The organism is Sulfitobacter sp. R86518, assembly GCF_042466275.1.
Taxonomy (GTDB): Bacteria; Pseudomonadota; Alphaproteobacteria; order Rhodobacterales; family Rhodobacteraceae; genus Sulfitobacter; species Sulfitobacter pontiacus.
On sequence record NZ_JAXHCA010000007.1, the window covers coordinates 14,367 to 35,709 of the forward strand.

Genomic DNA, 21,343 nt, shown 5'->3' on the forward strand with positions numbered 1-21,343 from the left:
TAAAGCATTGACGAATAGTTTTCGTACTTGAGGCGAATAAAATTCTACAATTGGCACGGCATGGGTGACTCGAAGGTAAATGAAATACTTCTATTCATGTCGGTCGCCGAAACCGGGAGCTTCGCGTCGGCTGGTCGGGCCTTCGGTCTCTCACGCTCGACCGCCGGAAAGGCCGTGACGCGACTGGAAGACAGGTACGGTGTCCGTCTCTTGAACCGCACGACCCGTGCCGTCAGCCTGACCGAGGCGGGCCAAAGGCTGTTTGCGCAGGGCGAAGCTATTCAGGCAGCCATTGCCGATGCCGATGCCTGCCTTGAAACCGTCGACGGCATTCCCAGAGGTACGCTGCGGATCACCGCACCGGATGCGCTTGGCCGGCGTATCATTCTGCCCGTCGTTTCGAAGTTTCAGAGGGCCTGGCCCGATGTCCACCTTGAAATCAGTTTATCCGACACCGTCAGCCGCATCATCGAGGATGGTTTCGATCTGGCCATTCGGGTCGGCGTTACGAGCCCGGATGCCACTCTGATCTCACGAACCTTGACGGTAGAGAAAACCGTATTGTGCGCGTCGCCCGCATATTTGACGGACCGCGATGCGCCCCGGAACGTCGATCAGCTCAGCACCCATGACCTACTGCAGTTTTCAAGTCTCGCGAAGCGTCAGGCCTGGTCACTGAAGGATCCCAGCAGCTTTCCGGGCAATGTGTCGGGTCACGTGCGACTGCGCATGGACAGCGCCGAAGGTCTGCGCGCGGCGGCGCTGGCGGGAATGGGGATCGCCCTGCTGCCCATGGCCCTCGTGAAGGATGACCTGCATGCGGGACGCCTTGTGCGGGTCTTGCCGGATGTCGAGTGTGGTGAGGTGCCGATTATCGCACTTTACCCGCACAAGAAATTCCTAGAACCGCGCGTGCGGCGCTTCATCGACGCCTTGGTGTCAGACCTCCCGACCCCGACGGCCGATGTTGCGCCTGACTGACGCGGTCATGCCGCACGTGTTGCGGCATGACGATGCAGACGCCAGCGGTTATCGGATCTCGCTGTTTTCAGTTGCGGATCACCGACATGACAGCGCTGCCGACCTGCTGAAGTGCAGCGTTGCGCGTCTCGAAATCCGCATCGACGTCAGAGATGAAGATGCTGACGATCCAAGGAGCGCGACCTTCGGGAATGACCACCGCAATGATGTTGCGCGTGTGGCTCCCGCTGCCCGACTTGTCCAAGACACGCCAACCAGTTGGCGCATCGGCGCGCAGCAGATTGCCCGTCACGCCACCGATGCTCATCCAGCGCGCGAGTTGCTCGCGCGCGCCGAGCGAGAGCGCATCCCCAAGCAGAAGCCGGCGCAGCGTTTCGGACGTGGCAGCCGGGGTTGTCGTATCGCGCGGATCATCGGGTACAAATTCGTTCAGCTCGGGCTCGCGCCGGTCGAGCCGGCTGGTTTCGTCGCCGATCTCCCGAAAAAACGCTGTCACGGCCTGCGGGCCACCGATGTGATCAAGCAGCATGTTCGCTGCTGTGTTGTCGCTCATATCCAGTGCGGCGAGGCAAAGATCCCCAAGGCTCATTTCCGCGCCGACCTGTTGCTCGGTGACCGGAGCATAGGACAGGATCTCATCCTCTCGCACAGGCAGGGTGTCGGCAAGCGACAATGCGCCCGCGTCCATATGCGCAAGCACAGCCCCGCAGATCGGGACCTTGACTGCGCTGTTCATCATGAAGCGCTCATCTTCGCGGTAGAACCACGACAGCTCCGAGCCGGTGTCGACAAGCGACACGCCCACGCGGGCGCCAAGTCGGTCCTCGACCTGCGCGACGGTGCCAGCCAACGTGTCGACTGGCGTCTGGGCGGACGAACCGGAGGCGAGAAAGAGGCCAATAGAGAGCCCTGCCGCGAGGCGCGGCAAGAGGGAGGCGGTAAACCGCATTTGAATTTCCTTTCAGTAGAGGTGACGTAGGATTTGTATATTTGGTCTTGCTCGCGCACCTCAAACGACAAATCCTATACCCTCCCATAAACTGAGGTAATGTAATGGATCGCCCTGATCTTCCGCTCAATGCTCTACGCGTTTTCGAAGTCGCCATGCGGCAGGGCAGCTTCACAAAGGCCGCGATTGAGCTGCGCGTCACGCAGGCTGCCGTGAGCCATCAGGTCGCGCGGCTGGAGGATCTGCTCGGCACAACTCTTTTCCTGCGCACCTCGCAAGGTCTCGTGCCGACCGACGAGGGGCGGCTGCTTTTTCCGGTGCTCGGGCACGGCTTCGATGCCATGGCCCGCGTGCTGGATCAGCTTGGCGAGCGACGGGCCATCGAAGTGCTCAACATCGGCGTGAACACGACCTTTGCACTTGGCTGGCTGATGCCGCGGATCACGCTTTTCCGGAATAAGCACCCCGAGGTTGACCTGCGCATCTCGACGAACAATAACCGCGTGGAAATCCTGCGCGAGGGACTCGACATGGCGATCCGTTTTGGCACTGGGGGCTGGACAGGGCATGAGGCAATCCCCCTAGTCGAAGCCCCGCTGGCTCCGCTCTGCGCGCCTGCGCTGACCGCGCGGCTTCCGCACCCATCAGATTTGGCACAGGAGACATTGCTGCGTAGTTATCGCAGCGCAGAGTGGACGCAGTGGTTTGACGCGGCGGGCACCGACTGCCCGCCGCTGACCGGCCCGATCTTCGACAGTTCGGTGGCGCTTGCAGAACTTGCAGCCTCAGGTGCCGGGGCCGCGCTGTTGCCTGTGATCATGTTCGAAAACTGGATCGCGCAAGGTAGGCTCGCGCAACCCTTTGAGGTCGCAGTATCGGTGGGGCGATACTACCTCGCCTGGCCGTCGGACCGGCGAGTCAGCCCCGCAATGGCCGCTTTCTCGAACTGGTTGTCAGGAATATGCGCGCATTAAAGCTGTAGGTTGAGTAAGTCGCGACCAAGTTAGGCTTTGTACCGCCATTCGCTGGGCTTGCGCAGACTTTCCAAAAAACACCGTTCTTGACAGGGCGGCTTTTCCTTTAGCAGACCTTGGGGCGTCCGTAGCGAAAGGTCAATTTGTACCCCACCTTACCAGTTCATATACGTTGCAGCGAGCGGCAAGTGTACGGATAGGGAGGGACTTCTGAGAATTTCATCGTACCAGCCATATGACTCACCAATGTCGCCTATTTCACTCGGCTCAAGGGTGACGGGAGATTGAAACGCATAATGCCCCCTTTCTGGCAGCCTTAGCGTGGGATTCGGCTCCTTCAGGCATTCGACCCCACTTACCGATCGGGCACCGCTTCAAGGGAAGTTTCGAACCGCTTGTCCGCCGCCGCCGCTTCTTTCAAGAGCGCGTCGAAATTGTCAGGTGGATTGCCATCTTCCAGCATCCCTTTGAACGTCGCATAGGCATCCGTCTTGCTGCCGTAGGCGCGCAGGGTCTTATCGTCGTTCACCCAGGCCACCACGATGACCTTGGCATCGCTGTTGAAGCGGTAGAACAATCGATACTGCTGGAAGAATTTCGCCCGGAACCAGTGCTTGCGGTGATCGCCGAGTGTGCCGCCTTGCCGGAAGGCGGCGGCACCCGGATCTGCCGGTATCGCCTCGGTGACCAGCTTGAAGATGGCTGCCAGCCGTTTCGTGGGGTTTTTCTTACGCCAGGTCTTTGGATCGCGTGCCTTACGCGCCTCGACCTCCAGGGTCAGCCCTTCGAGCTGATCCAGAAAGAGCGGATGCGCATAAATCGACCATCCGTTTACGACAAGGGGCGCTTGGGCGGGCACGCTATCGCCGCTCATTCATCCTCGAGCGATAGCGGCACATCGAGATCGACGTCAACGTCTCCGACCAGTGCTGCAAGACGGTCATGCAAAGCCCCATCGAACGCCCGAATGCGGTCCGGATGCGCCTTGATATCGGCCTCGACAAAATCGAGAAAGGCTCCTAGCACGGGATCTTCCTCGTCGCTGCGCACGGGCTCGATATAGACCCTGCCACTCGGCTCGGTGCAGTAACGAATCTGGTCGCCCTTGCCCAGCTTGAGCTGTTTGCGCACACCCGCCGGCACGGTCGTCTGATACCGATCCGTGAGTTTCGAGACATCTTGTGCGAGGGCTGTCATGGCAGTCTCCTGAAGAAAAGGTTCTTTGCTGCCCGCGCATAGGTAATGCATTTGCATTGCCTTGTCAAGACAAGCCGCAGCATCTGCTGTCGCCGGGAAGGTCGATGAACCGTCCGGCGCAGGACCTAATTTCGCCTCGCCAGGAACTCCGCCAGCACCGGGCTGGCCGCACCTTTCGCGGAGCTGAGTAGCTCCGAGCCCGCGAGCGAGGCTTTCGACAGGCGCACGAGCCCGCCGGTTTCCTCGATGCGGTAGCAGCGGCGTTTTTGCCGCCCCCGCCTGTAGTGCGTCGCGGTGACGATCTGGCAGGTGCTGCCATCGGTGAGCGTCACAGGGGCTGCGAGCTTGATCTTGTCGCCTTCCTCGTAGTCCGGGATTGCAGCCCAGTCCCGGCAGCGCTGGCGCCAGGCATGGGCATAGCTGTCAGGGTCTTTCAGGTCGGAGAGCAGCGCCAGAAGGCTGAGCGGAGCGCGCGACTCGACGGGCCCCGCGCTTTCCTCCATGTCCTTGTAGCCCCAGCAGCCGTCATCATATCGGGTGAGGAAGACAGCCCCGAAAGTGATGGAGCCATCCGCATCGGTCACATAGGTCGCGTCTTCGACCGGCGAGCCATCGATACTTGTGATCTTAGCCGCCGCGTACCAAGTCGAACCCACCTTGCAGGCTTTGACCAGTTCCGTCTTTCGCGTGTCGCTCTCGAAGGTGCAGAGCCGGGCAATCTCCGCTTTCTCATCCGCGTAGGTCTGGACGCGGCGATCGGTGTAGAAGAGCCAACCCATCACGCCGCCCTCCGGTCATCGATTTCCATCAGCGCATCGAGCGGCACGCGGTAGGGCTGCATGGCGTCGAAATCCTCGCAATTGCCGCAGTTCTGCACGATCGCGAAGGTGTCGCAGGCATCCTTGAGGATTACCCGGAAGGTGCCGCCGAGGCCTGACGGCACCTCGTAGGTCCCGCCGATGAGATAATCCGAGGCCCGGCGCACGAAGACGCGGATGCTGTGGCCATCGGTGGCGAGCCGGATCGCACCCCGCCCCCGGTCGATGAGCACCTGCACGTCATCCAGGATGTCGGTGTAGAACTGGCCGGTCAGATCGCGAAACGCCATGCGGCGCTGCGCCATCCAGTCGGTGTCCCGAAACGGGTTCATGCCGTCGGCAAAGGCGAAGGAGGGATCGGCCTGTTCGGTGGTGACGATACGGGTGGTCGTGCCATCGATGCCGTTCGAGCGCAGATGCACACCATTGCCGACGATCAGGATCAGGGCGGGCCTGTCCACGGGCCCGTTCCAGTTGGGCAGGAAGGTTTTGCAAGCGCGCGCATGGGCGATTTGCGCCGCAACTGCGGAGACAGAGAACTTGAGAATAGCCATGGGGATGTCTTTCCGTTGGGTGTGGGAGGGTCGACCCGCGCGGGTGGCATGGCCCACGCGCGGGTCGCGTAATGGCTCAGGCCGCTTGCGCGACCTCGCTGTCAGGCTCCGGAGATTCCGCGATGGGCTCCGCCTCATCAAAGGTGACACCGTTGGTCTGCATCATCGGCGGGCACCAGGCGGCCACGGCAGCGCGCTGCGCGTCGGTGAGCGTGGCGAAGGGCTCTGCAAAGAGCTTGTCGCAGAAGGCGACGATCTCCTTCTTGCTCGACGAGGCTAGCGTTACCGCCTCCTGGGCGAGACCCAGATCGTCGCCGAGGATCTTCAGCAGCCAGGCCTTCTTGAAGCGGTTGAAGAGGGCCGCATTCGGCGTCCAATGCGCGCGGATATCGGGTATGATCTCGATTTCGAAATCATGCATCAGGCTGTCGCGCCGAGGGTCCCGCGCGAAGCAGGACTGCGTGGTGCTGGCGGTTGCAAAGGCGACGAGCTTGGCCTTTTCGCCGGCCTCCAGCGCGCGAAACGCCGCGAACTGATCAGCGGGCGCGCGGGCGTCATCTAGCCAGGACAGATCAAGCGCCTCATGCGCCGCCGCCACCTGCTCGAGCGAGGTCTCGTCGATCTCGTCCATCTTGGCATGGCTGCGGTATTCCTTGCGGGCATCGATCTTGATCGCCTGCGTGACACTCATGCCGCTGGCCAGAACGTCACTGACCAGCTTGAAGAGCGTCAGATCGAGCGTGGCTTCCGGATGCAGCGCCATCGCGGCCCCAAGCGCCATGGCTCGCTCGGTCTTGAGGTCCTCAGCCAGTGAGGCTGGGTAGCTGATTTCGCCGGCGTCTGGGGCCTCCTCCCCGGTCGGGCTAGCCGAGGAGCCGCGCGCGCCCTCCTTTTTGACGGTGTCCTCGGGGCGCACGAGGCCCACATGGAGGGTCACCTGACCACTCGACCACGAGGCGATTACCCCGGACCGCGCCAGGTCCTCGGCGCTGTTGGCCTCCTGCAGATCGCGGGCTTCCTCTTCCAAGGCGTCAACGCGGTCGTAAAGGGCGTTGTAGGCACCGTCCTCGAGCCCCTCATCCTCCATCTCGAGCTGCAGTTTCTCGAGTTCGGCGGTGATTTCATCCACGCGCTTTTGCGCAGCCTCATCAGGCTCGATCGGGCCGGGATAGATGCGGCCATAGTCGGCCATGGTCGCGTAATCATAGCGGACCATCGCATCGGCCCAGGCAAAGCCCAGCTTTATGCGGGCCTCTTCGGCGGCGGCACCGAGCTTCTCGAGCAGGATGGTTTCGACCAGCGCTGCATCCTCCAGCACGGAATGCTCTTTCAGAAGGTCAGCCGCGACGGCGCCGCCGCGGGCCTCGTAGTCCGCGCGCACGAAAGCCCCGATATCATCGCTGACCTGCACACCGCGGGATTTGAGCGCCTGACGGACCGTGTAGGCCTGCAGATAGCCGCCGTCTTTTGTGAGCGCCTCGAAGACCTCGCGCTGCGCCTCCTGGCTCGGGTGCTCGGCGAAGGCTTTCATCGTGTCGAGCGTGATCACCTTGCCCCGGGCCGCGGCGCGGATGTCGGGGTGGATCAGGCCATAGCGCAACCGGCCTTTCACGGCCGCCACCGTGGCGCCGAAGGTCTTTGCGATCGTCTCGGGCATCTGGCCGTCGACCTCCATCATCCGGGCGAAGGCCTCGAACTCGTCGATGGCATTCATCGGTGCCTGGGTGATGTTCTCGGCGAGCGACAGTGCCGTGGTGACGTCGCACTCCTCAGGGACAAGGCGGCAGTCCACCTTGGTTTTCGCCGTGAACCCCTTGCTGGCCTTGTCAGCGATCAGCTCCTTCAGGGCTGCATGGCGCCGGCCACCGGCGAGCACGGCGTATTTCCCGTCAAGCTTCTGGACCAGGAGCGGCTGGAGCAGGCCCAGCACAGCGATACTGGCCTTCAGATGGGCGATGTTTTCGGGGTCATAGGTTTCCGGCGCGTTGCTGCGCACATTGGCGGGATGCGGGACGAGATCGCCGATAGCGACGGTAAGGGGAGCAAAGCTTTTGGTCATGGGATATCCTTCCAGGAGGGTGAGGTGTGGCCCGCGCGCTCACGCGCGTGACCAATCCCCGGCTTCAGGGATCACCACGACAAAAGGCCCACTTTCCCTTTGAGGGGTCAGCGGGCCTTCATCGTCTCAGATGTCAGGGTGAGGAGTCCCCTGCCCTACCAGTCGCGCGCCAGCATGATGGTCAGCACGCGCATGGTGGTGGCAGGATTGTCCGGGGTCTCAGCCCCATAGCGGAAATCCGAGTCTGCTTCATAGAGATCGATCTTCCAGAACACGGTCTCTCCCCGGATATCGACCGCCCCGAAATCGTGCCAGCCCTCGGGATCATTCTCAGGCTCGAACGTGGCAAACTCACCGGTTGCTTTGACCGCCTCGGCCATGAAGCCATCGCCGGCCTCCATAAGCGAGCGGGTGACATGCATGCGGCCCTGGATGGGTTGCGCGGGCGGCACCCCAAGGCATGCAAGTTTGCGAAACGCGTCGTTCTGCACCGCGATCACGGTCGGATCCGGACGGTCTGGCAGGGGTTGAACGGTCATGGACATGGGGATCTCCTTTGAGAAGTTAAAACACCCTTCTCAAAGCCTGCTTTTTCTTTTCTGCTTGTCGGAGGGACCGAAGCAGAAGGTGCCCTACCCGAACAGCCCCTTGGGTCTGTAATTCGGGTTGGGGATGGTTTCGATCCAGCCGCCTTGTTCTTTGATGCTCTCGAGCGCTGCCGAGAACGGATAAGCGCCCTCGGACTGGCTCCACCAATAGGCACCGCGCTTGAAGGTGATGATCTTGCGGCGGCCGTCTTTGAAGCTGGCCACCCGCAGCGTCTTGGGTTCCTTGCGTGACATGGGCGTCTCCGTTCTCCGTGTGGTCAGGCGGCCTCGGCACTGCGCCCTGCCCTGCCCGTCTCCGATCTGACGATCAGATAGTCGCAGGCGCGCTGCGCGTCCGCGGCGTGCCGGAAGATCGCGCCCTTGTCCGAGCGCAGAACGCGCAACCAGTTGTGGAGGTAGGCGGCATTCATCTCGAGCGTATGCGCCGTGAAGCCGAGCGTCTGACCCAGGAACACCGAGGTCAATTCCGCGACGATCTCTTCGCGCGCATAGGACGTGTTGCCGAACTTCGAGAACCCGAAATCACGGTTCAGTCGATGGGGGGCCTTCGTGGCATGGGCCAGCTCATGGGCCCAGACCCCGTAGAAATTGCGCGGGTCCTGGAACCGCGTGATGGACGGCATGTAGACCTTGTCCACGGGCGGCAAATAGTACGCCTCCGTGCCCGTGAAGACGGTCTTGATGTCGATGGCATCGAAAAACGCCTGCATGTGCGGGATCGGCTCGGACGGCGGATGCTCGGGTACAGGCTCCGGGTCAGGGTAGAAACTTTCGGGCAGGCCATCGATCTGGCAGGCATTGAACACGCGATATGATTTCTGGAAGCGGAAGATGCGGGCTTCCTCGGAGCGATCATCCCCGACGCTGCGGTCATCCTCATCGCCGGCATCCCTCCGGCTTTGACCGTAGTAAACGACGACAGAGGACTTTTCGCCCTTGCGGACCTTTGCGTCCAAGGCATTGGCCTGCGGCAGTGTCATCCAGAAGGGAGAGCTGTGGCCCGCCATCACGGTCCGCATCGTCAGCAGGAAGTTGTTCACTCCCTGGTAGGGTTCTCCGCCCACGCGCAGGGGACGAGAGCTGCCACCTGCGGTCCATGGCTTGCGCCACGGCAGCACTCCGCGCTCGATGATGCGGATGATTTCGTTTGTGATGACCTCGGAGGCATCGAATTTGGGCGTGCGGGATCGGGCCATGGCTGGCCTCCTTTTCGAGTTTTGGTGAGAGGGAGTGGTGACTAGGTTGACCGACAGGGGCGCGGATCGTTGGCGATCCTGGCACCGAGGGCTTCGACCATGTCGATGTAGGTGGTCAGCGACACGGACTTGCCGGGACCCGAAGAGTCAGGGTCGACCGATCCGTCCCGCGCCACGCACGGCAAGTTCGCGAAGGCGGTGACATCGGTGACGGATCGGATATCGATGAACGGCGTTCCTCGTGCGACCGCGAGGGCGGCCAAGGGAAAGCGCTCGATCGGCGCGAAGGTCGACACGGTGGTCCAACCGGGATGGAGGAATGTCCTACCCTCCCCGCAGATCACATGCGCGTTTGGCAATGACGCCGCCTGCTTCAGATAGCCGAGATCACGCAGGACGGTCTGGCGTTCGAGCCGCTGTGCCAGCGCCGTCTGGCCAGTTCGGCGCAGCCCTCTATGCCGCCACCAGGAGGCGGCGGTTGCGCGGAGCACGCGCAAGACACCTGATTGCATAGGAATGCCCTTCATCCGGAACGGCAGACCGGAACCCGGCCCGGACCCATCTGAGGGACCCCAAAGGCCCTCATCCGTCAGTCACAAAACCCGAAGAACACTTTCTCTTTTTCCGGCCCCTTTGGGCACACAACAAAACCGAAAAGGCGGGCCCTTCTGCCGAAGCCATTGATTTCGTGCAGCAATTCCAGATCGGCAGGCAAGATCGGCAACGCATATCGGCAAAACCTTGCTTGAAAGTACGAAATGTGCTTATTTTTCAATTACTTTGCAAACATGGAAGATCGGCAAATATGCTGGAAACACCCGCCAGGATCGAACCCTGCTTCTTCGAGGAGCATATTCCCACAGAACTGGCAGACCTTTCGGTCGACATCCAGAGGGAAGCCACCGGGCTGGGACAAGGGTTGCATCCTGACAGCGCAGCCGAACTTGCCGATCTCGTCCGTGTGATGAACTGCTACTACTCCAACCTGATCGAAGGACACAACACGCGCCCCCGCGACATCGAAAGGGCGCTGGCTGGTGCCGAGCTTGAGGAAGAAACCCGTCCCCTCGCCCTTGAGGCCCGGGCGCACGTCATCGTTCAACGGGCCATCGACGAGATGCATCGCAAGGGCACACTGCCCCGCCCCACATCCGTCGAATTCCTGACTTGGGTCCACAAGAGCTTCTACGACGAGATGCCGGATGAGTTTCGGGTCATCGAACATCCCGACGGCACACAAGAGCCCATCGTTCCGGGACGCATGCGCCAGGATGATGATCGGGAAGTTGCGGTCGGGCGCCACCTACCTCCTTCATCGTCGCGCGTCGCGGCATTCATGGACCATTTCGACAAACGATTTCAGATTGCGGCGCGGTCTTCGAGCGGACGGATCATCGCGATCGCCTCTGCGCATCACCGGCTCAACTACATCCACCCTTTCCCGGATGGTAACGGCCGTGTCAGCAGACTGATGTCTCATGCCATGGCCCTCACAGCGGGGATTGGTGGCCAAGGGCTCTGGTCCGTATCACGTGGGCTGGCCCGCGGGCTAACCGATCGGGGCGAGTACAAACGGATGATGGATCTGGCCGACAGTCCACGCCGCGGAGACCGCGACGGACGGGGGAACCTGTCAGAAGCGGCACTGAAGACGTTTAGTGAATGGTTCCTAAAGGTGACGCTCGACCAGATCACCTTCTCAGCAAGATTGTTCGATCTCGGCGGACTGGACCAACGGTATCGTCGTCTTGTTGCAGATACCATCGATGACAAGCGAGCGCCGGAACTAATCTCGGCGGTTCTTCGGCATGGCGCATTGGAACGAGGCGATGCGCAGATTGTGCTCAAGACGTCCGAGCGTACTGCTCGCAACACGCTGAGCAAACTGACCGCCGCTGGATACCTGACGTCCGCCTCGCCGAAGACGCCAGTTCGGTTGGCGTTTCCGTTGGATTATCGAGAGCGGCTCTTTCCAAACCTCTTTGGAGACGGTGACCTCCCACAATAACTTTTGGCATTTAGGGTGTAATGCCTGGCCGCCGATTTCTTTCATGGGCGGCCAGATTTTCATCAAGGCTTGCTCGTGTGTCACTTGTCCACCGCGGTGGACATCTGCTGGTCTGAGATAAACCGAAGAACCACCACGCGCCGCTATGTGCGTTTGGACAGTTTTGGTTGCCACAAGCGCCGCTTCTCGTTCGAAGTCCACCGCGGTGGACATTAGACAGTTCGCTCATTGTTTTCGGACAGTCGCTTGATCAAAGCTAATGGATCAAATTGGTTTTGCCTTTGACCCAGGGTGATACTGTGAAAATACGCTCCAAAATCCCTGATGCGTTTTCCAAGCTGTAGCATGATGAAGATCGCGCATGACGCTTTCGGAGCTCCTACAGCATTCTTGGCTTTCTCGAAAGTCTCTGGGTGAATGCCCATCATGGGTGCAAGTGTTCGAGCATGGTTTTCAATGTCCAACCAGTTTCTAAGTCTCTTTGTGGAGAACGATGTCGCCTGATCGCAGACTGAGGTCAGCAAGTCTGGTTTCAGGGCCTCAAGGCCTATGTTGCTATCTAAATCTTTTTTTTCTTCTTCAGACTTAGATTGATGACGGACAGTTTGTCCGGCATTGGCGGGCAATTCCATAGTTTCAGGCGGGTCATCCGGGGTAGTCAAACTCTGGCATTCTGCATCTGTATTGGCGAGCAGAGCGTGGTATTCGGGGAGGCTCAGCTTCCTGCGTAGAGCTTTCCGTGCGTGGTTGATGAATGCGTTGCTAGGATCGTGCTCTTCCAAATGGGCGAGCTTTGTAAGGATCTGTTTGCGGACAAATATCCGATCTCGCCGGTTATTCTCCATCTCTTGCGCGATGGCTATAAGCTCGCTCGCACGTTGGAGCAGGGGGGTGAGAGACAATCCATAACTGATGCACTCTCCGCCGGATGAGCGAACGCGGTAGCGCTTTCGGTTCGAGCTGTCATTGCGCTTGATGAATCCGAGTTCAACGAAGCGGTTGATGTGCCTCCGGAGTGTCCGTTCGTCGATTCCGCCAACGCGCTGGCAAAGTGAATTGTTAGACGCAAAAACCGTTTCGCCATGGCCAGGTTTCAGAAAACTGAGCATTGCTTGAAGTGTCTGTATGTGGCCAGGACGTAGACCAAACACGCTGCGTGCATCTCTCAGGGCCCTGAAGATGGTCCAGACGTCGGTTTCAGATGGGGGAAATGAGCCGCGGGTTGCATCAGCACCTGCGGCTTCGATCGAGAGTTTTGTAAATGCCATGGCTTGTTCACGACGACCGTTCGGCCCACAACTTCCCCGTCTCTTTCCTCGAATTTTCGCGGAAAAAGGCAAAAAATATCGGTCCACCGAATTGGTGACTCTTGACCGGTATGCTGGAGGTTGCTACATCAAAGATGCTAATCAGATGATGAGGGCTCTCCAGGGGAAACTTTGGGGGGCTCTTTTCTATCGGGTCTTCGCTTTTCTCCTCTGCTCGTGTTGCTCTGTGTGGCCTGGGTTAGGACCCAGAGCCTCTCTCATTCCGCCACTGTACGAAGAGTTGCAAAAGCGTAGCTTCCGCGTGCTCTTCGAGCCATTGGCCGAATTCTGGATTGTCCTTCTTGGTGACCTTGAGCGCGATCGCCTTCTCATCGATTGTCAGCGTGCCCAATGAACTGCCGTTCTCATCATTGATGACCGAAGTCAGCCCACGATTGGGCGGCTTCTTGTCGCTACGTGCTTTGCTCGAGCAAGCCGAATAGACCGCTTGGAACTTTTCGGAACTAGGAGTGTCGTCGGGCAGGGCGGCGAGCGCCTCTTTGGCGATGTCCACCAAATCTACCTTCACCGACAAGGCAGCTAGATCACCCCACTGCCGTCGTCCGATCCCATGTGCTGGCCCGATGAGTTGAACAAGACCGTCTGGCAGTTGTTCTATGACGACCCTGTGGTTGGATACGCCTTGCCGGGTCAGACCTAGAGCATCTTGAATGACACCGGGTTTGTATCCGGATTCTTGCATCTCTTTGATAAAAAGAGACTTTTCTATAAAAGACGGATCAAGCCTGAGGTTGTTCTCCTGGCCTTGAGCGATCAGAGATGCGTCATCGTCCAAGGTTCGAACAATTGCCTTGACCGTTCCACCGACCTTACGGATCGCCGCAAGCCTGCGGCGGCCGTAGATGATGCGGTATCTGTCCGGTTGGGCTGATGGACGGACCATGATGGGCACTTGTTGGCCATGCTTGCGAATGCTCTCGGCCAACTCATCGATACTGGAATCTTCCAGCACCAACCGATCGCGCAGCCCATCCATGTCAATCTGATCGGGTTCGATATCGCGAATTGAGTTTGCTGTGATCTCGCGCAAAGAGTCGCGCAATCCTCCAACAGATCCCGGCAGCTTTGCCGCTTTTGGCGGGGTAGGGGAGGGGGCTCCGCTCTCCGTCTCATTCCTTGGAGGCTGGTTGAAGATGTTTCGGGCCATCAGCGACGCCCCCATGCCATTTGGATCGTCTGCTCTAGCTCATCGCCAACGCCATTCACGCTGGTCAGGGCGCGATCAATTGTCTTTCTGATGAATTGGCTTGGATCGACTTCGTAGACGGTCTGCTGGGTCATCCCCGCGTCGGAGATCGCCGTAGACTTCAGCATCGGCTCTGTCATGACCTGACCTGCCAGAATTGATCTCAGGTAGCCTGCCATTTGGGTCTGCGGACCGTCCGACGGTTCATATCTGGTAATCAGGAACTTGACAAAATCCCATGTGACACGCCGACCGATGGCTTCCTCCACGGCCTTGACCGTTTCTGAAGCAAGCTTCAGGAATTGGCTCATGGATGCGATGTCAAGCATGCCAGGTACCACGGTAACCAAAAGCCCCGTCGAGGCTGCCAGCGCAGTCAGGGTTAGAAACCCAAGCTGAGGCGGGCAGTCGATCAGGACGATGTCGTAGTTTGCCTCAACCTCTTCAAGCGCCAAGGCGAGGCGCTCTGCAAAGATGGGCTGTACGCGACGGGCGAGAGCGTTTGCGGTCTCGGTTTCGTACTCCGAGAGCATCAAACCGGCGGGCACCATGTCGAGCTTATGGAAGTAGGTCTTTTGGATGACGTTCGAGAGAGGAACTTGGTCCTCATATCTCAAAGCATCATAGATTGTGCCGCCATCGGCGAACTCAAGCTCGGGCCGAAAGCCGAAAAACGTGGTCAAACTTGCTTGCGGATCGAGGTCTAGGACCAGCACGCGGTAACCGCGCAAGGCATACCTTTGCGCAAGATGAATTGTTGCAGTAGTCTTTGATGAACCGCCTTTGAAGTTGACGACGGATATCACCTGGAGACGATCGCCATCACGTCGACCTGGGCGGTAGCTTTCTGCGTTCTTTCCAGTGCGTCCAAGAACATCGCGCAACTCATCAATCTCTTGGGCTGTGTAGAACCGGTGTCCGCGGTTGTCTGTATGCACTTCCGGGAAGCTGCCGTCCTTGTGCCGGTTGCGCAGGTTAGATGTGCTTACGCGCAGGAGGCCGGCGACTTCGGTGGAACTGAAGCGGCGTAGGGACTTTCGCTCTTCGGGTTCGAAAGCGATCTTCATCTGGCGATCCAAAGACTCAGCCAGATTGTCGGCAAATGCTCCGATATCGGAAGAGCCTATGCCTTGCGTGTATCCAATGTTACGATCATCCATGTCCTGCCGCCCACTCTCGGCCTCTGTTGAGGCTCTTAGTCATTCTGACGGTGTACAGCGTGTCTGACGCGTTTTGCCGTCAGAATGGGAATGCCACGATCCAGTGAGTCCGGCAAGAAGAATCTAAATGTAGTGTGAAAGTTATCCACAACACCTATAGGTGTTGTCGTGTAAAAAACTCAGCAAGTCATTGATATAGATATATTAAATGCAGATCTAACCAAATCGAACCGCTACTCTGTTGAGTTGGCACATTAGCAGCTAACCCCAAGCAACTAATGGCACTTTCTGCCTCCTGCGGAGTTTTCTCCCGGTGAAATTTTTTGGATTCGGGCCAGAAGCTACATCTGATTTTGGCTCGATTCGTACGGCATGAGGCCAAGTCGTTCCGCCCGCTCCAACAGCATTTTCACAGAAGACGGCTGCCATCTTGTTCGGCCACGAGGCGTGCGTTCGCGCATCGCTTCCAGCCGGGTGCAGATCGCCTGAAGCGTGATGTCGGGGTCCGCGCCCTTGATGCCGGCGACGATGGCGGGCAGACGGTCGTCGGTTTCGCGGCGCCCGGCGCGGGCTAGCACCTCGGCCGGCAGGAAGCCGTCGCCGACATAGGCCTTCACAGCGCGCAAGAGACGGCTTTGGGTCCAGCGACGCGCCTCGGGCAAGGGGCCGTTGATGATGCGCACCACGTCTTCCCAGGCCAAGTCGGGTCGCAACCGGCGCACATGGGGCACCCAATCTTGTGCCGTCTCGTTCAGACGCTCCATGTAGCCGTCTTGTCGCGCCAGCCGTACTTTGCGAAGAGCAGCAGGGTCTTTGGCCCGCAGTCCAGGGTTCCCGCCGACCCGGCCCTTGGTACGGGCGCTCGCCAGCCCCGCCTTGGTACGTTCCCGGATCAGCGCCCGCTCGAACTCGGCCGCGGCGCCCAGAACCTGCAGCGTGAACTTGCCTTGCGGGGATCCGGTGTCGATCGGGTCCTGAATGGAACGAAAGAACGCCCCCTTGGCCTCCAACCGTTCGATCACCTCGAGAAGGTGCGACAGAGACCGTGCGAGCCGGTCGATCCGTACGACAACCAGCGTGTCGCCCTTGCTAATGCGCTCCAGCAAGCGGGCAAGCACCGGCCGGGCACGATTGCCGCCTGAGGCGTGCTCTTCGAAGATCTCGACGCATCCCGCAGTTTGCAGGGCCTCAGACTGGGGCAGGGGGGTCTGATCCTCTGTGGATACGCGCGCATAGCCTATCAGGGGCATGAAAATCGGCCGTTTGCAATTTCATATACCGTTACTAAACGACCGTTTGTAAACGAATGCAAGGGCGCGCTCTATGGCGCTGCTTACCGGAATGCCCTTGGTTTCCATACAATGAGCGCGATCGGAGAGTTCTCGCAGACCATCGCGCGCGCGTGCTATATAAGGAGCCCGGGTGCACTCAGACAAAGCCCTTGGGTAAAGTGCAAAATTCCAGTATTTTGCACATATGAAGCCTCAAGCTCCTGCGTTGCATGATGAATCGGACACTCTCTTCCTCGACGCTGAGGAGGTGGAACAGTCGTCCGATGACGATCTTTGGTGTCGCGTTTAGTTCCCGATTTCAATTGAAGTAGTAAGCTGAAACTGAAGCGCTGGAATTTCACCTTAGCGCTTCACCAACGCCTCAAGATTCCTGGTCTTCACAGCCCTGCCGCTTTGGTCAGGTTCACCCGGAACCTGTCGCGCCTGCGCTGGTAGCGCCGGGTCATCTCGGCCGACGCATGTCCTAGGTGCTTTTGAACATAACGCTCATCAACCTCTGCCGACGAGGCGAGCCCGGCACGCAAGGAATGCCCTGAGAACATTGCCAACCGTTTGGCTTCCGGCAAATCGGATCTGACACCACTCTTAAGAACGGTTGCCTTGATCAGTCTTGCGACGTGCTTGTCGGAAAGGCGCGCCTCGAGGGCGCTTTTGCCGTCCCGCGAGGTGCGCACGAAGACTGGGCCAAAGCCGATCTTGGCAAAGTGTAGCCATTGCTCCAGCGCGTGGACGGGACAGGTCTGGTCGCTTGAGCCGCGCCCGACCTCGACCTCGCGCCACCCGGTCTTGGCGTTAAGCGTGAGCAGCGCGCCTTTGTCGAAGATCTCCAGCCAGCCGCCGGAGTCCGGTGTATCATCCTTGTGTATGTCGAGGTTGACCACCTCCGACCTGCGCAGGCCGCCTGCATAACCCAGAAGCAAGATCGCCCGATCTCGGAGCCCGCGGAGATCGTAGGGCAGGGTGGCCACCATGGCCTGGATATCCTCAGGCAGGATAGCTTCCTTCTGAACCGGCGGGCGCGCATGCTTGCGTTTGATCCCAGCCAGAACAGTGGCGATGTGGCGATCCTTGCGATCAAGAGTGAAGCCGCGCTGCCTATAGTTCCAGGAAAGCCCCGAGAGACGACGCTCGATCGTGGAGACCGAAAGGGCAGGGGTCTTCCCGGTTGGTGCAGCCAGATCAGCCACATAAAGTCCAATCATCTCGGGTGAGGGGGGCAGAGGTTCTGTGCCTTTCAGTCGGCACCAGCGGGTGAAGTGTTTCCAGTCGGCGGCGTAGGCCTTTTTCGTGTTCCCAGCAGTCGAGGCCTCAGCGTAGTCCCGGGCGGTATCGATCAGCCGGTCGAGCGCGCCGGAGCCGGCCACATTGGCGGGCAGGGCGATTGAGGCTCGATCCCGAGAGGTTCTCTCGTCGTGTTCGTCACCGTTCAACGAGTCATAGGACGCTGAGCTCGAAATCTCGGACTCCGACCCGCCCAAACCCTCGATTTTGGTGCTGCTATTTGTGAGACTACCCATGTTTTTGAGCATATCATTCTTACGTCCGATAACACAAGGTTATCGGACATTATGGCAAAAGATAGAGTGAGGCGTTTTCTGTGCTATTTTCTGGAGAAAAGCGCCGCGATGGTTTAGGCTTCAGTCATGACATTTGCCCGACCGGAACACTCCATCGACACAGACACTCTACCCCGGATGCCCGCCTGGGTCACCTCGGCACGGGTTGAAACCCTTGAAGATGTGGCGTTTTTGTCGGGCGCTGCGTTGAACCACTTGCATGTTGTGCTGGGATGCGCGGAGGTGCCCCAAGCCTTGTTGCGGGAGCGGCTCGCGCTGTGCGCAGCTGAGGCTTGTGTTGCGTTTTCTGGCCGACGGGAGCGGGCAGGGGAACTGCGCGATGCAGCGCACCTTCTGCGTCCCGGCGATCTACCCGGACCGGCAGGTGAAACCTATCTGATCTGGCGGCGCGCGGTGGAGCGGCCGGTGGCGGTCAAGGCTCTGGGCCGAGCCTTGTCGGCCTTCGAGCCGGGCCAGATCGCGACGTGGCTCGATGCGGGGGTGGGGGCGCCGGTCAAACGAGCAGCACTGGTGCTGGAAGCTGTTCTGCGCGAGGCGCCACGTGCTGACGAAGCTGCGCTGATCCTCGCGGATGCTGCACTCGCCCAGGCGCTTGGTTGGGATCATGTCGTGCCGCTGCTGGCGGCTGGCCTGAAACGTGCCGACCTGCGCAAGCAAGGCGACGAATTGAAGCTCGCCTGTCATCGGGCGCTCGTGTCATCGGCGGCCGAGGCCGTGCGTCTCTCCACCAACCTCGCGCGTCGGGCGGCGCATCTGAAGGCGGTCGCACCAAAGCTTCGGGCCAAGGGGGCGGCCGACGCCGTCGAGATATTCCTGAAACAGGACGCGGTCGCTCCCTCAGTCTTGCCTTTGCCGGACCGCGCGGCGCGGCGGCTCTGCGACCGGCTGGTCGATCTCGGCGCTGTGCGCGAACTGACTGGCCGCGACACCTTCCGGCTCTACGGGGTGTAACGATGGCCAAGGATCGCTCCGAGCCTGAATTTGACCGCGAGTTGTCCGACCTGCCGCCGGAGCTGCGCTGGCGCGAATGGATGCGGCGGATCGAGGCGGTACTGTTTGCCTCTGCCTCGCCTGTACCGCGCGAGGATCTGGCGCGCATAGTGGGGCAGGCGACCTCGGTTGATCTGCTGATCGAGGATCTTGCCGCCGATCTAGAAGGGCGGGCGTTCGAGATTGCCATGGTCGCAGGGGGGTGGATGTTCCGGACGCGGTCTGTTTACGCGCCTGCGATCCGCTCCGCAGCGGATGTCGGGGACCAGTTGCTGGACCTGAACGAGTTCGACGTCGCGATTTTGGCGGCCATCGCCTACCATCAGCCAATCACGCGCGATGGGCTGAAGGACATCTTCGGCAAGGAGATCGGTCGGGACCTGATCGGGCGGCTCCATGCACACGGTCTGATTGGAACTGGGCCGCGCGCGCCGCGTCGTGGTGCCCCCTATACCTTCGTCACCACAGACGCGTTCCTCGCGGCCTTCGGGTTGGAGAGCTTGCGGGACCTGCCGGATCCTGAACAGCTGAATGATGCCGGGCTGGCCGCGAGCGCCTGAAACTCACCGGGAATTTTTACAGCGCTTGCCGCTGCTGATCGAGCCGCGCGGCCGCCTGAACGAGATCCGCCAAATTCGGGCCAGCGGTGTTAGAGCAAGGCCCAGCTTTGGGCCGAGGCAGGACGGCATCGCTGAAAGATGTGACCAGTCCGCCCCAAGCTGGCGCAACCTGAGCGACGCGTTTCCAATAAATGATCGCGGAACTTCTTCGCGTTCCGAACGGCGTCGATTGCCCGTCCGTCAATTGCCAAAACAGCTGATAGCGATCCCGATGAGAGAGGCGCGCGATGGACATTGGCCGTCGACTAAATTGAAAGCAGGCTGATCCAAGAAGGTCCGGGAGTGATCGCCCCTCTGCCATTCGATGCCCTGATGCCTGCAGACGAAGCAGATCGTCGATCAGACGCTCAAGACGCCGAACCCCATTGGTGGCAGGACGGGTGCGTTTGCAGAGGGCCGCGCCGCACCAGGCGCAGATCTGATGCGGCACAAGACGCTTCTGGCTGAACGGAGCCAATCCTTGTCCGCAGGATGGGCACCTGTCCCGAAGTCGGCAGCCGTGGCGAAAGCAAGAAACGCGTGTCGCGAGGCGCCAGTCTCGGCGAAAATAGGGCGTTTCGTCTTCCGCCAGACAGGCCGGGCAGAATTGCAGCCAGGTCGCCTGCGTCTTTGGTGCGCAACTCTGCTGAGGCGATGCCCGCAGGGGCAAACGCAGCACGGCCAAAGGGTCGGGAGCATTAGTCAGAGCCGTTATGTCTTCCAGAGGTATGTGGGTATGCTCTTCCAAAAGCTGCAGGATGCGACCGGGCAATGCCCGATCAAGCCGCGCCGACCAGTTCTCACCCGGCGCTTCGAGAAGCGCACCAAAATAGTGCGGAGGTATGCCGTTTGCGTAAGCGAGGCGGTGCAGCCAACTCGACAGAAGTTCACCTGGTGCGGGCATAATGCTCATGGGCCAACGGTTTCCCGCCGCACTTTCATACCGCTCTGCAGGTGTGACGGAGATCCCGGTCGGCCCAAACCTCATGTCATCTCGTGACGCAAAGCCGAATTGCGGCGCCTCGAGAGAGGCACATAGCCAAGGTCCGACAGGGTTGCGCCCGTGATCCGGTCCTCACCGCGCGAGATGGCCGCAACTGCGGCCCGGGTGACGATCTCGACAACCTCGCCGATCAGCCCCTCTGACAGATCGTGGATGATCTTCGCCAAGGGTTCGCGCGACAGATCGGAGGTGTCGGCGAGCGGCAGACTGGCTTCCAGGCTGTCGAGAAGCGTCGCGAACTCCTCGTCATACGCCCATCGTGGAATGGGGATCGTATCGAAACGTGAGCCCATTTCGTCGGTGTCATGCACCGCATCGTAGATCGCGATCTCGCCGACAAGGACGGGTGAGATGTCATGCACCCGTGCGATCCGCCGCAAGAACGAAAAGATGGCCTTCACATCCTGGCGCCGCCCACGCAACGCGCTGTGGAACTCGTCGAAGATCAAAAGGCGCGGCTTCAGGCGCTCGAGAAGATGATCGACCTGATCGCCGGCGCGGGACAGGCTGCGCCAGCCCGCGGCTTGTGGCGCGCGCAATCCGGACAGGATGCTGGCGTAGAAATGCGACAGGCCCGCACCTTCCCGGGTCTGGATCACCCACACCTTTTGCTGGTCGGCGGCACGCAGATGTTCGACGGCGAAGCGTTCGGCGATCATGGTCTTGCCGTTATGGTAGGGACCGGCAAGCAGCAAACCGCGTGGGCGCAGCGATGGCGGTCGCTCAAGCAGCAGTCGCATCGCGTCATGCGCCGCGCCGGCCGCCGGATGGCTGATCCAGCGCGGCGCGCGCACATGGGCGATCCGCACTGCGTCATCGGCCTGCAAGAGTGGCACTATGGCGGGCATGAGGTGGTCCGGCACC

22 protein-coding genes are annotated in these 21,343 nt (G+C 60.2%); 5 read left to right on the plus strand and 17 right to left on the minus strand.

The features are described 5' to 3' along the window. The first annotated feature begins 60 nt into the window (after positions 1–60). Positions 61–981, plus strand: a complete 921-nt coding sequence (locus SJY36_RS17060; protein ID WP_386176693.1) for a LysR family transcriptional regulator — start codon at positions 61–63, stop codon at positions 979–981. A 67-nt stretch (positions 982–1,048) separates the two neighbouring features. On the opposite strand, the gene bla is transcribed toward SJY36_RS17060, so the two are convergent. Beyond that, positions 1,049–1,930, minus strand: coding sequence for a class A beta-lactamase (gene bla, locus SJY36_RS17065; protein ID WP_386176694.1), 882 nt, complete (start codon positions 1,928–1,930; stop codon positions 1,049–1,051). A gap of 104 nt (positions 1,931–2,034) precedes the next feature. Here bla and SJY36_RS17070 point away from each other — a divergent pair, with 104 nt between their 5' ends. Continuing rightward, entirely contained in the window at positions 2,035–2,904 is an 870-nt protein-coding gene (locus SJY36_RS17070; RefSeq protein ID WP_386176695.1) for a LysR family transcriptional regulator, read from the plus strand. 355 nt (positions 2,905–3,259) lie between these two features. Here SJY36_RS17070 and SJY36_RS17075 read toward each other — a convergent pair whose 3' ends face one another. The 9 genes from SJY36_RS17075 to SJY36_RS17115 all read right to left on the minus strand — a co-directional run bounded on the left by SJY36_RS17075 (position 3,260) and on the right by SJY36_RS17115 (position 9,848). Next, on the minus strand, positions 3,260–3,778 hold the full coding sequence (locus SJY36_RS17075) for a type II toxin-antitoxin system YhaV family toxin (RefSeq protein WP_323804460.1): 519 nt from the start codon (positions 3,776–3,778) through the stop codon (positions 3,260–3,262). Continuing rightward, positions 3,775–4,101 carry a type II toxin-antitoxin system PrlF family antitoxin gene (locus SJY36_RS17080; RefSeq protein WP_386176696.1) on the minus strand — a complete coding sequence of 109 codons (327 nt, stop codon included), beginning with the start codon at positions 4,099–4,101 and terminating at the stop codon, positions 3,775–3,777. The genes SJY36_RS17075 and SJY36_RS17080 overlap by 4 nt, the downstream gene beginning before the upstream one ends. A gap of 125 nt (positions 4,102–4,226) precedes the next feature. Then, positions 4,227–4,880: a DUF6927 domain-containing protein gene (locus tag SJY36_RS17085; protein WP_386176697.1), complete on the minus strand. Its 654-nt coding sequence runs from the start codon at positions 4,878–4,880 to the stop codon at positions 4,227–4,229. After that, the gene (locus tag SJY36_RS17090; protein WP_386176698.1) at positions 4,880–5,473 is read right to left on the minus strand and encodes a regulator; all 594 of its coding nucleotides are present in this window, start codon (positions 5,471–5,473) and stop codon (positions 4,880–4,882) included. The genes SJY36_RS17085 and SJY36_RS17090 overlap by 1 nt, the downstream gene beginning before the upstream one ends. Positions 5,474–5,549: 76 nt before the next feature. Beyond that, positions 5,550–7,532: a ParB/RepB/Spo0J family partition protein gene (locus SJY36_RS17095; RefSeq protein ID WP_386176699.1), complete on the minus strand. Its 1,983-nt coding sequence runs from the start codon at positions 7,530–7,532 to the stop codon at positions 5,550–5,552. A 155-nt stretch (positions 7,533–7,687) separates the two neighbouring features. Then, the gene (locus SJY36_RS17100) at positions 7,688–8,077 is read right to left on the minus strand and encodes a DUF3768 domain-containing protein (protein ID WP_386176700.1); all 390 of its coding nucleotides are present in this window, start codon (positions 8,075–8,077) and stop codon (positions 7,688–7,690) included. A gap of 87 nt (positions 8,078–8,164) precedes the next feature. After that, positions 8,165–8,374, minus strand: coding sequence for a DUF6330 family protein (locus SJY36_RS17105; RefSeq protein ID WP_106165385.1), 210 nt, complete (start codon positions 8,372–8,374; stop codon positions 8,165–8,167). 23 nt (positions 8,375–8,397) lie between these two features. After that, positions 8,398–9,336, minus strand: a complete 939-nt coding sequence (locus SJY36_RS17110; RefSeq protein ID WP_386176701.1) for an ArdC family protein — start codon at positions 9,334–9,336, stop codon at positions 8,398–8,400. A gap of 41 nt (positions 9,337–9,377) precedes the next feature. After that, a complete protein-coding gene (locus SJY36_RS17115) occupies positions 9,378–9,848 on the minus strand; it encodes a hypothetical protein (RefSeq protein ID WP_386176702.1) in 471 nt (156 codons plus the stop codon). Between the two features lie 293 nt (positions 9,849–10,141). Between SJY36_RS17115 and SJY36_RS17120 the strand changes: the two genes are divergently transcribed. After that, complete coding sequence (locus SJY36_RS17120) at positions 10,142–11,344, plus strand: Fic family protein (RefSeq protein ID WP_037941640.1); 1,203 nt, start codon at positions 10,142–10,144, stop codon at positions 11,342–11,344. A gap of 212 nt (positions 11,345–11,556) precedes the next feature. Here SJY36_RS17120 and repC read toward each other — a convergent pair whose 3' ends face one another. The 5 genes from repC to SJY36_RS17145 form a co-directional block, all read right to left on the minus strand. Next, on the minus strand, positions 11,557–12,612 hold the full coding sequence (gene repC / locus SJY36_RS17125; protein WP_386176703.1) for a plasmid replication protein RepC: 1,056 nt from the start codon (positions 12,610–12,612) through the stop codon (positions 11,557–11,559). A gap of 238 nt (positions 12,613–12,850) precedes the next feature. Then, on the minus strand, positions 12,851–13,819 hold the full coding sequence (repB, locus tag SJY36_RS17130; protein WP_024099295.1) for a plasmid partitioning protein RepB: 969 nt from the start codon (positions 13,817–13,819) through the stop codon (positions 12,851–12,853). Beyond that, positions 13,819–15,018 carry a plasmid partitioning protein RepA gene (gene repA, locus SJY36_RS17135; protein ID WP_009807965.1) on the minus strand — a complete coding sequence of 400 codons (1,200 nt, stop codon included), beginning with the start codon at positions 15,016–15,018 and terminating at the stop codon, positions 13,819–13,821. Before repA ends, repB begins: the two co-directional genes overlap by 1 nt. A gap of 341 nt (positions 15,019–15,359) precedes the next feature. Continuing rightward, positions 15,360–16,268 carry a recombinase family protein gene (locus tag SJY36_RS17140; protein ID WP_024099421.1) on the minus strand — a complete coding sequence of 303 codons (909 nt, stop codon included), beginning with the start codon at positions 16,266–16,268 and terminating at the stop codon, positions 15,360–15,362. A 419-nt stretch (positions 16,269–16,687) separates the two neighbouring features. Next, the gene (locus SJY36_RS17145; RefSeq protein WP_386176704.1) at positions 16,688–17,827 is read right to left on the minus strand and encodes a tyrosine-type recombinase/integrase; all 1,140 of its coding nucleotides are present in this window, start codon (positions 17,825–17,827) and stop codon (positions 16,688–16,690) included. Positions 17,828–17,953: 126 nt separating this feature from the next. On the opposite strand from SJY36_RS17145, the gene SJY36_RS17150 reads away from it, so the two are divergent. Both SJY36_RS17150 and SJY36_RS17155 read left to right on the plus strand, forming a co-directional pair. Continuing rightward, complete coding sequence (locus tag SJY36_RS17150) at positions 17,954–18,838, plus strand: DUF1403 family protein (protein WP_055688038.1); 885 nt, start codon at positions 17,954–17,956, stop codon at positions 18,836–18,838. A gap of 2 nt (positions 18,839–18,840) precedes the next feature. Then, a complete protein-coding gene (locus SJY36_RS17155; RefSeq protein WP_036562694.1) occupies positions 18,841–19,437 on the plus strand; it encodes an SMC-Scp complex subunit ScpB in 597 nt (198 codons plus the stop codon). 16 nt (positions 19,438–19,453) lie between these two features. Here SJY36_RS17155 and SJY36_RS17160 read toward each other — a convergent pair whose 3' ends face one another. Together SJY36_RS17160 and SJY36_RS17165 are read right to left on the minus strand one after the other, a co-directional pair. Then, complete coding sequence (locus SJY36_RS17160) at positions 19,454–20,389, minus strand: TniQ family protein (protein ID WP_386176705.1); 936 nt, start codon at positions 20,387–20,389, stop codon at positions 19,454–19,456. 71 nt (positions 20,390–20,460) lie between these two features. Then, a complete protein-coding gene (locus SJY36_RS17165) occupies positions 20,461–21,342 on the minus strand; it encodes a TniB family NTP-binding protein (RefSeq protein ID WP_226562622.1) in 882 nt (293 codons plus the stop codon). Between the last annotated feature and the right edge of the window lies 1 nt (position 21,343).

What these genes read in the sequence shown, in the direction of transcription:
- SJY36_RS17105 (WP_106165385.1), bottom strand. Translation starts at nt 8,374, where the DNA reads ATGTCACGCAAGGAACCCAAGACGCTGCGGGTGGCCAGCTTCAAAGAC.
- SJY36_RS17115 (WP_386176702.1), bottom strand. Translation starts at nt 9,848, where the DNA reads ATGCAATCAGGTGTCTTGCGCGTGCTCCGCGCAACCGCCGCCTCCTGG.
- repC (WP_386176703.1), bottom strand. Translation starts at nt 12,612, where the DNA reads ATGGCATTTACAAAACTCTCGATCGAAGCCGCAGGTGCTGATGCAACC.
- SJY36_RS17120 (WP_037941640.1), top strand. Translation starts at nt 10,142, where the DNA reads ATGCTGGAAACACCCGCCAGGATCGAACCCTGCTTCTTCGAGGAGCAT.
- SJY36_RS17145 (WP_386176704.1), bottom strand. Translation starts at nt 17,827, where the DNA reads ATGGGTAGTCTCACAAATAGCAGCACCAAAATCGAGGGTTTGGGCGGG.
- SJY36_RS17085 (WP_386176697.1), bottom strand. Translation starts at nt 4,880, where the DNA reads ATGGGTTGGCTCTTCTACACCGATCGCCGCGTCCAGACCTACGCGGAT.
- SJY36_RS17075 (WP_323804460.1), bottom strand. Translation starts at nt 3,778, where the DNA reads ATGAGCGGCGATAGCGTGCCCGCCCAAGCGCCCCTTGTCGTAAACGGA.
- SJY36_RS17070 (WP_386176695.1), top strand. Translation starts at nt 2,035, where the DNA reads ATGGATCGCCCTGATCTTCCGCTCAATGCTCTACGCGTTTTCGAAGTC.
- repA (WP_009807965.1), bottom strand. Translation starts at nt 15,018, where the DNA reads ATGGATGATCGTAACATTGGATACACGCAAGGCATAGGCTCTTCCGAT.
- SJY36_RS17155 (WP_036562694.1), top strand. Translation starts at nt 18,841, where the DNA reads ATGGCCAAGGATCGCTCCGAGCCTGAATTTGACCGCGAGTTGTCCGAC.
- SJY36_RS17150 (WP_055688038.1), top strand. Translation starts at nt 17,954, where the DNA reads ATGACATTTGCCCGACCGGAACACTCCATCGACACAGACACTCTACCC.
- SJY36_RS17095 (WP_386176699.1), bottom strand. Translation starts at nt 7,532, where the DNA reads ATGACCAAAAGCTTTGCTCCCCTTACCGTCGCTATCGGCGATCTCGTC.
- repB (WP_024099295.1), bottom strand. Translation starts at nt 13,819, where the DNA reads ATGGCCCGAAACATCTTCAACCAGCCTCCAAGGAATGAGACGGAGAGC.
- SJY36_RS17100 (WP_386176700.1), bottom strand. Translation starts at nt 8,077, where the DNA reads ATGTCCATGACCGTTCAACCCCTGCCAGACCGTCCGGATCCGACCGTG.
- SJY36_RS17110 (WP_386176701.1), bottom strand. Translation starts at nt 9,336, where the DNA reads ATGGCCCGATCCCGCACGCCCAAATTCGATGCCTCCGAGGTCATCACA.
- SJY36_RS17090 (WP_386176698.1), bottom strand. Translation starts at nt 5,473, where the DNA reads ATGGCTATTCTCAAGTTCTCTGTCTCCGCAGTTGCGGCGCAAATCGCC.
- SJY36_RS17160 (WP_386176705.1), bottom strand. Translation starts at nt 20,389, where the DNA reads ATGAGCATTATGCCCGCACCAGGTGAACTTCTGTCGAGTTGGCTGCAC.
- SJY36_RS17140 (WP_024099421.1), bottom strand. Translation starts at nt 16,268, where the DNA reads ATGCCCCTGATAGGCTATGCGCGCGTATCCACAGAGGATCAGACCCCC.
- SJY36_RS17080 (WP_386176696.1), bottom strand. Translation starts at nt 4,101, where the DNA reads ATGACAGCCCTCGCACAAGATGTCTCGAAACTCACGGATCGGTATCAG.
- bla (WP_386176694.1), bottom strand. Translation starts at nt 1,930, where the DNA reads ATGCGGTTTACCGCCTCCCTCTTGCCGCGCCTCGCGGCAGGGCTCTCT.
- SJY36_RS17060 (WP_386176693.1), top strand. Translation starts at nt 61, where the DNA reads ATGGGTGACTCGAAGGTAAATGAAATACTTCTATTCATGTCGGTCGCC.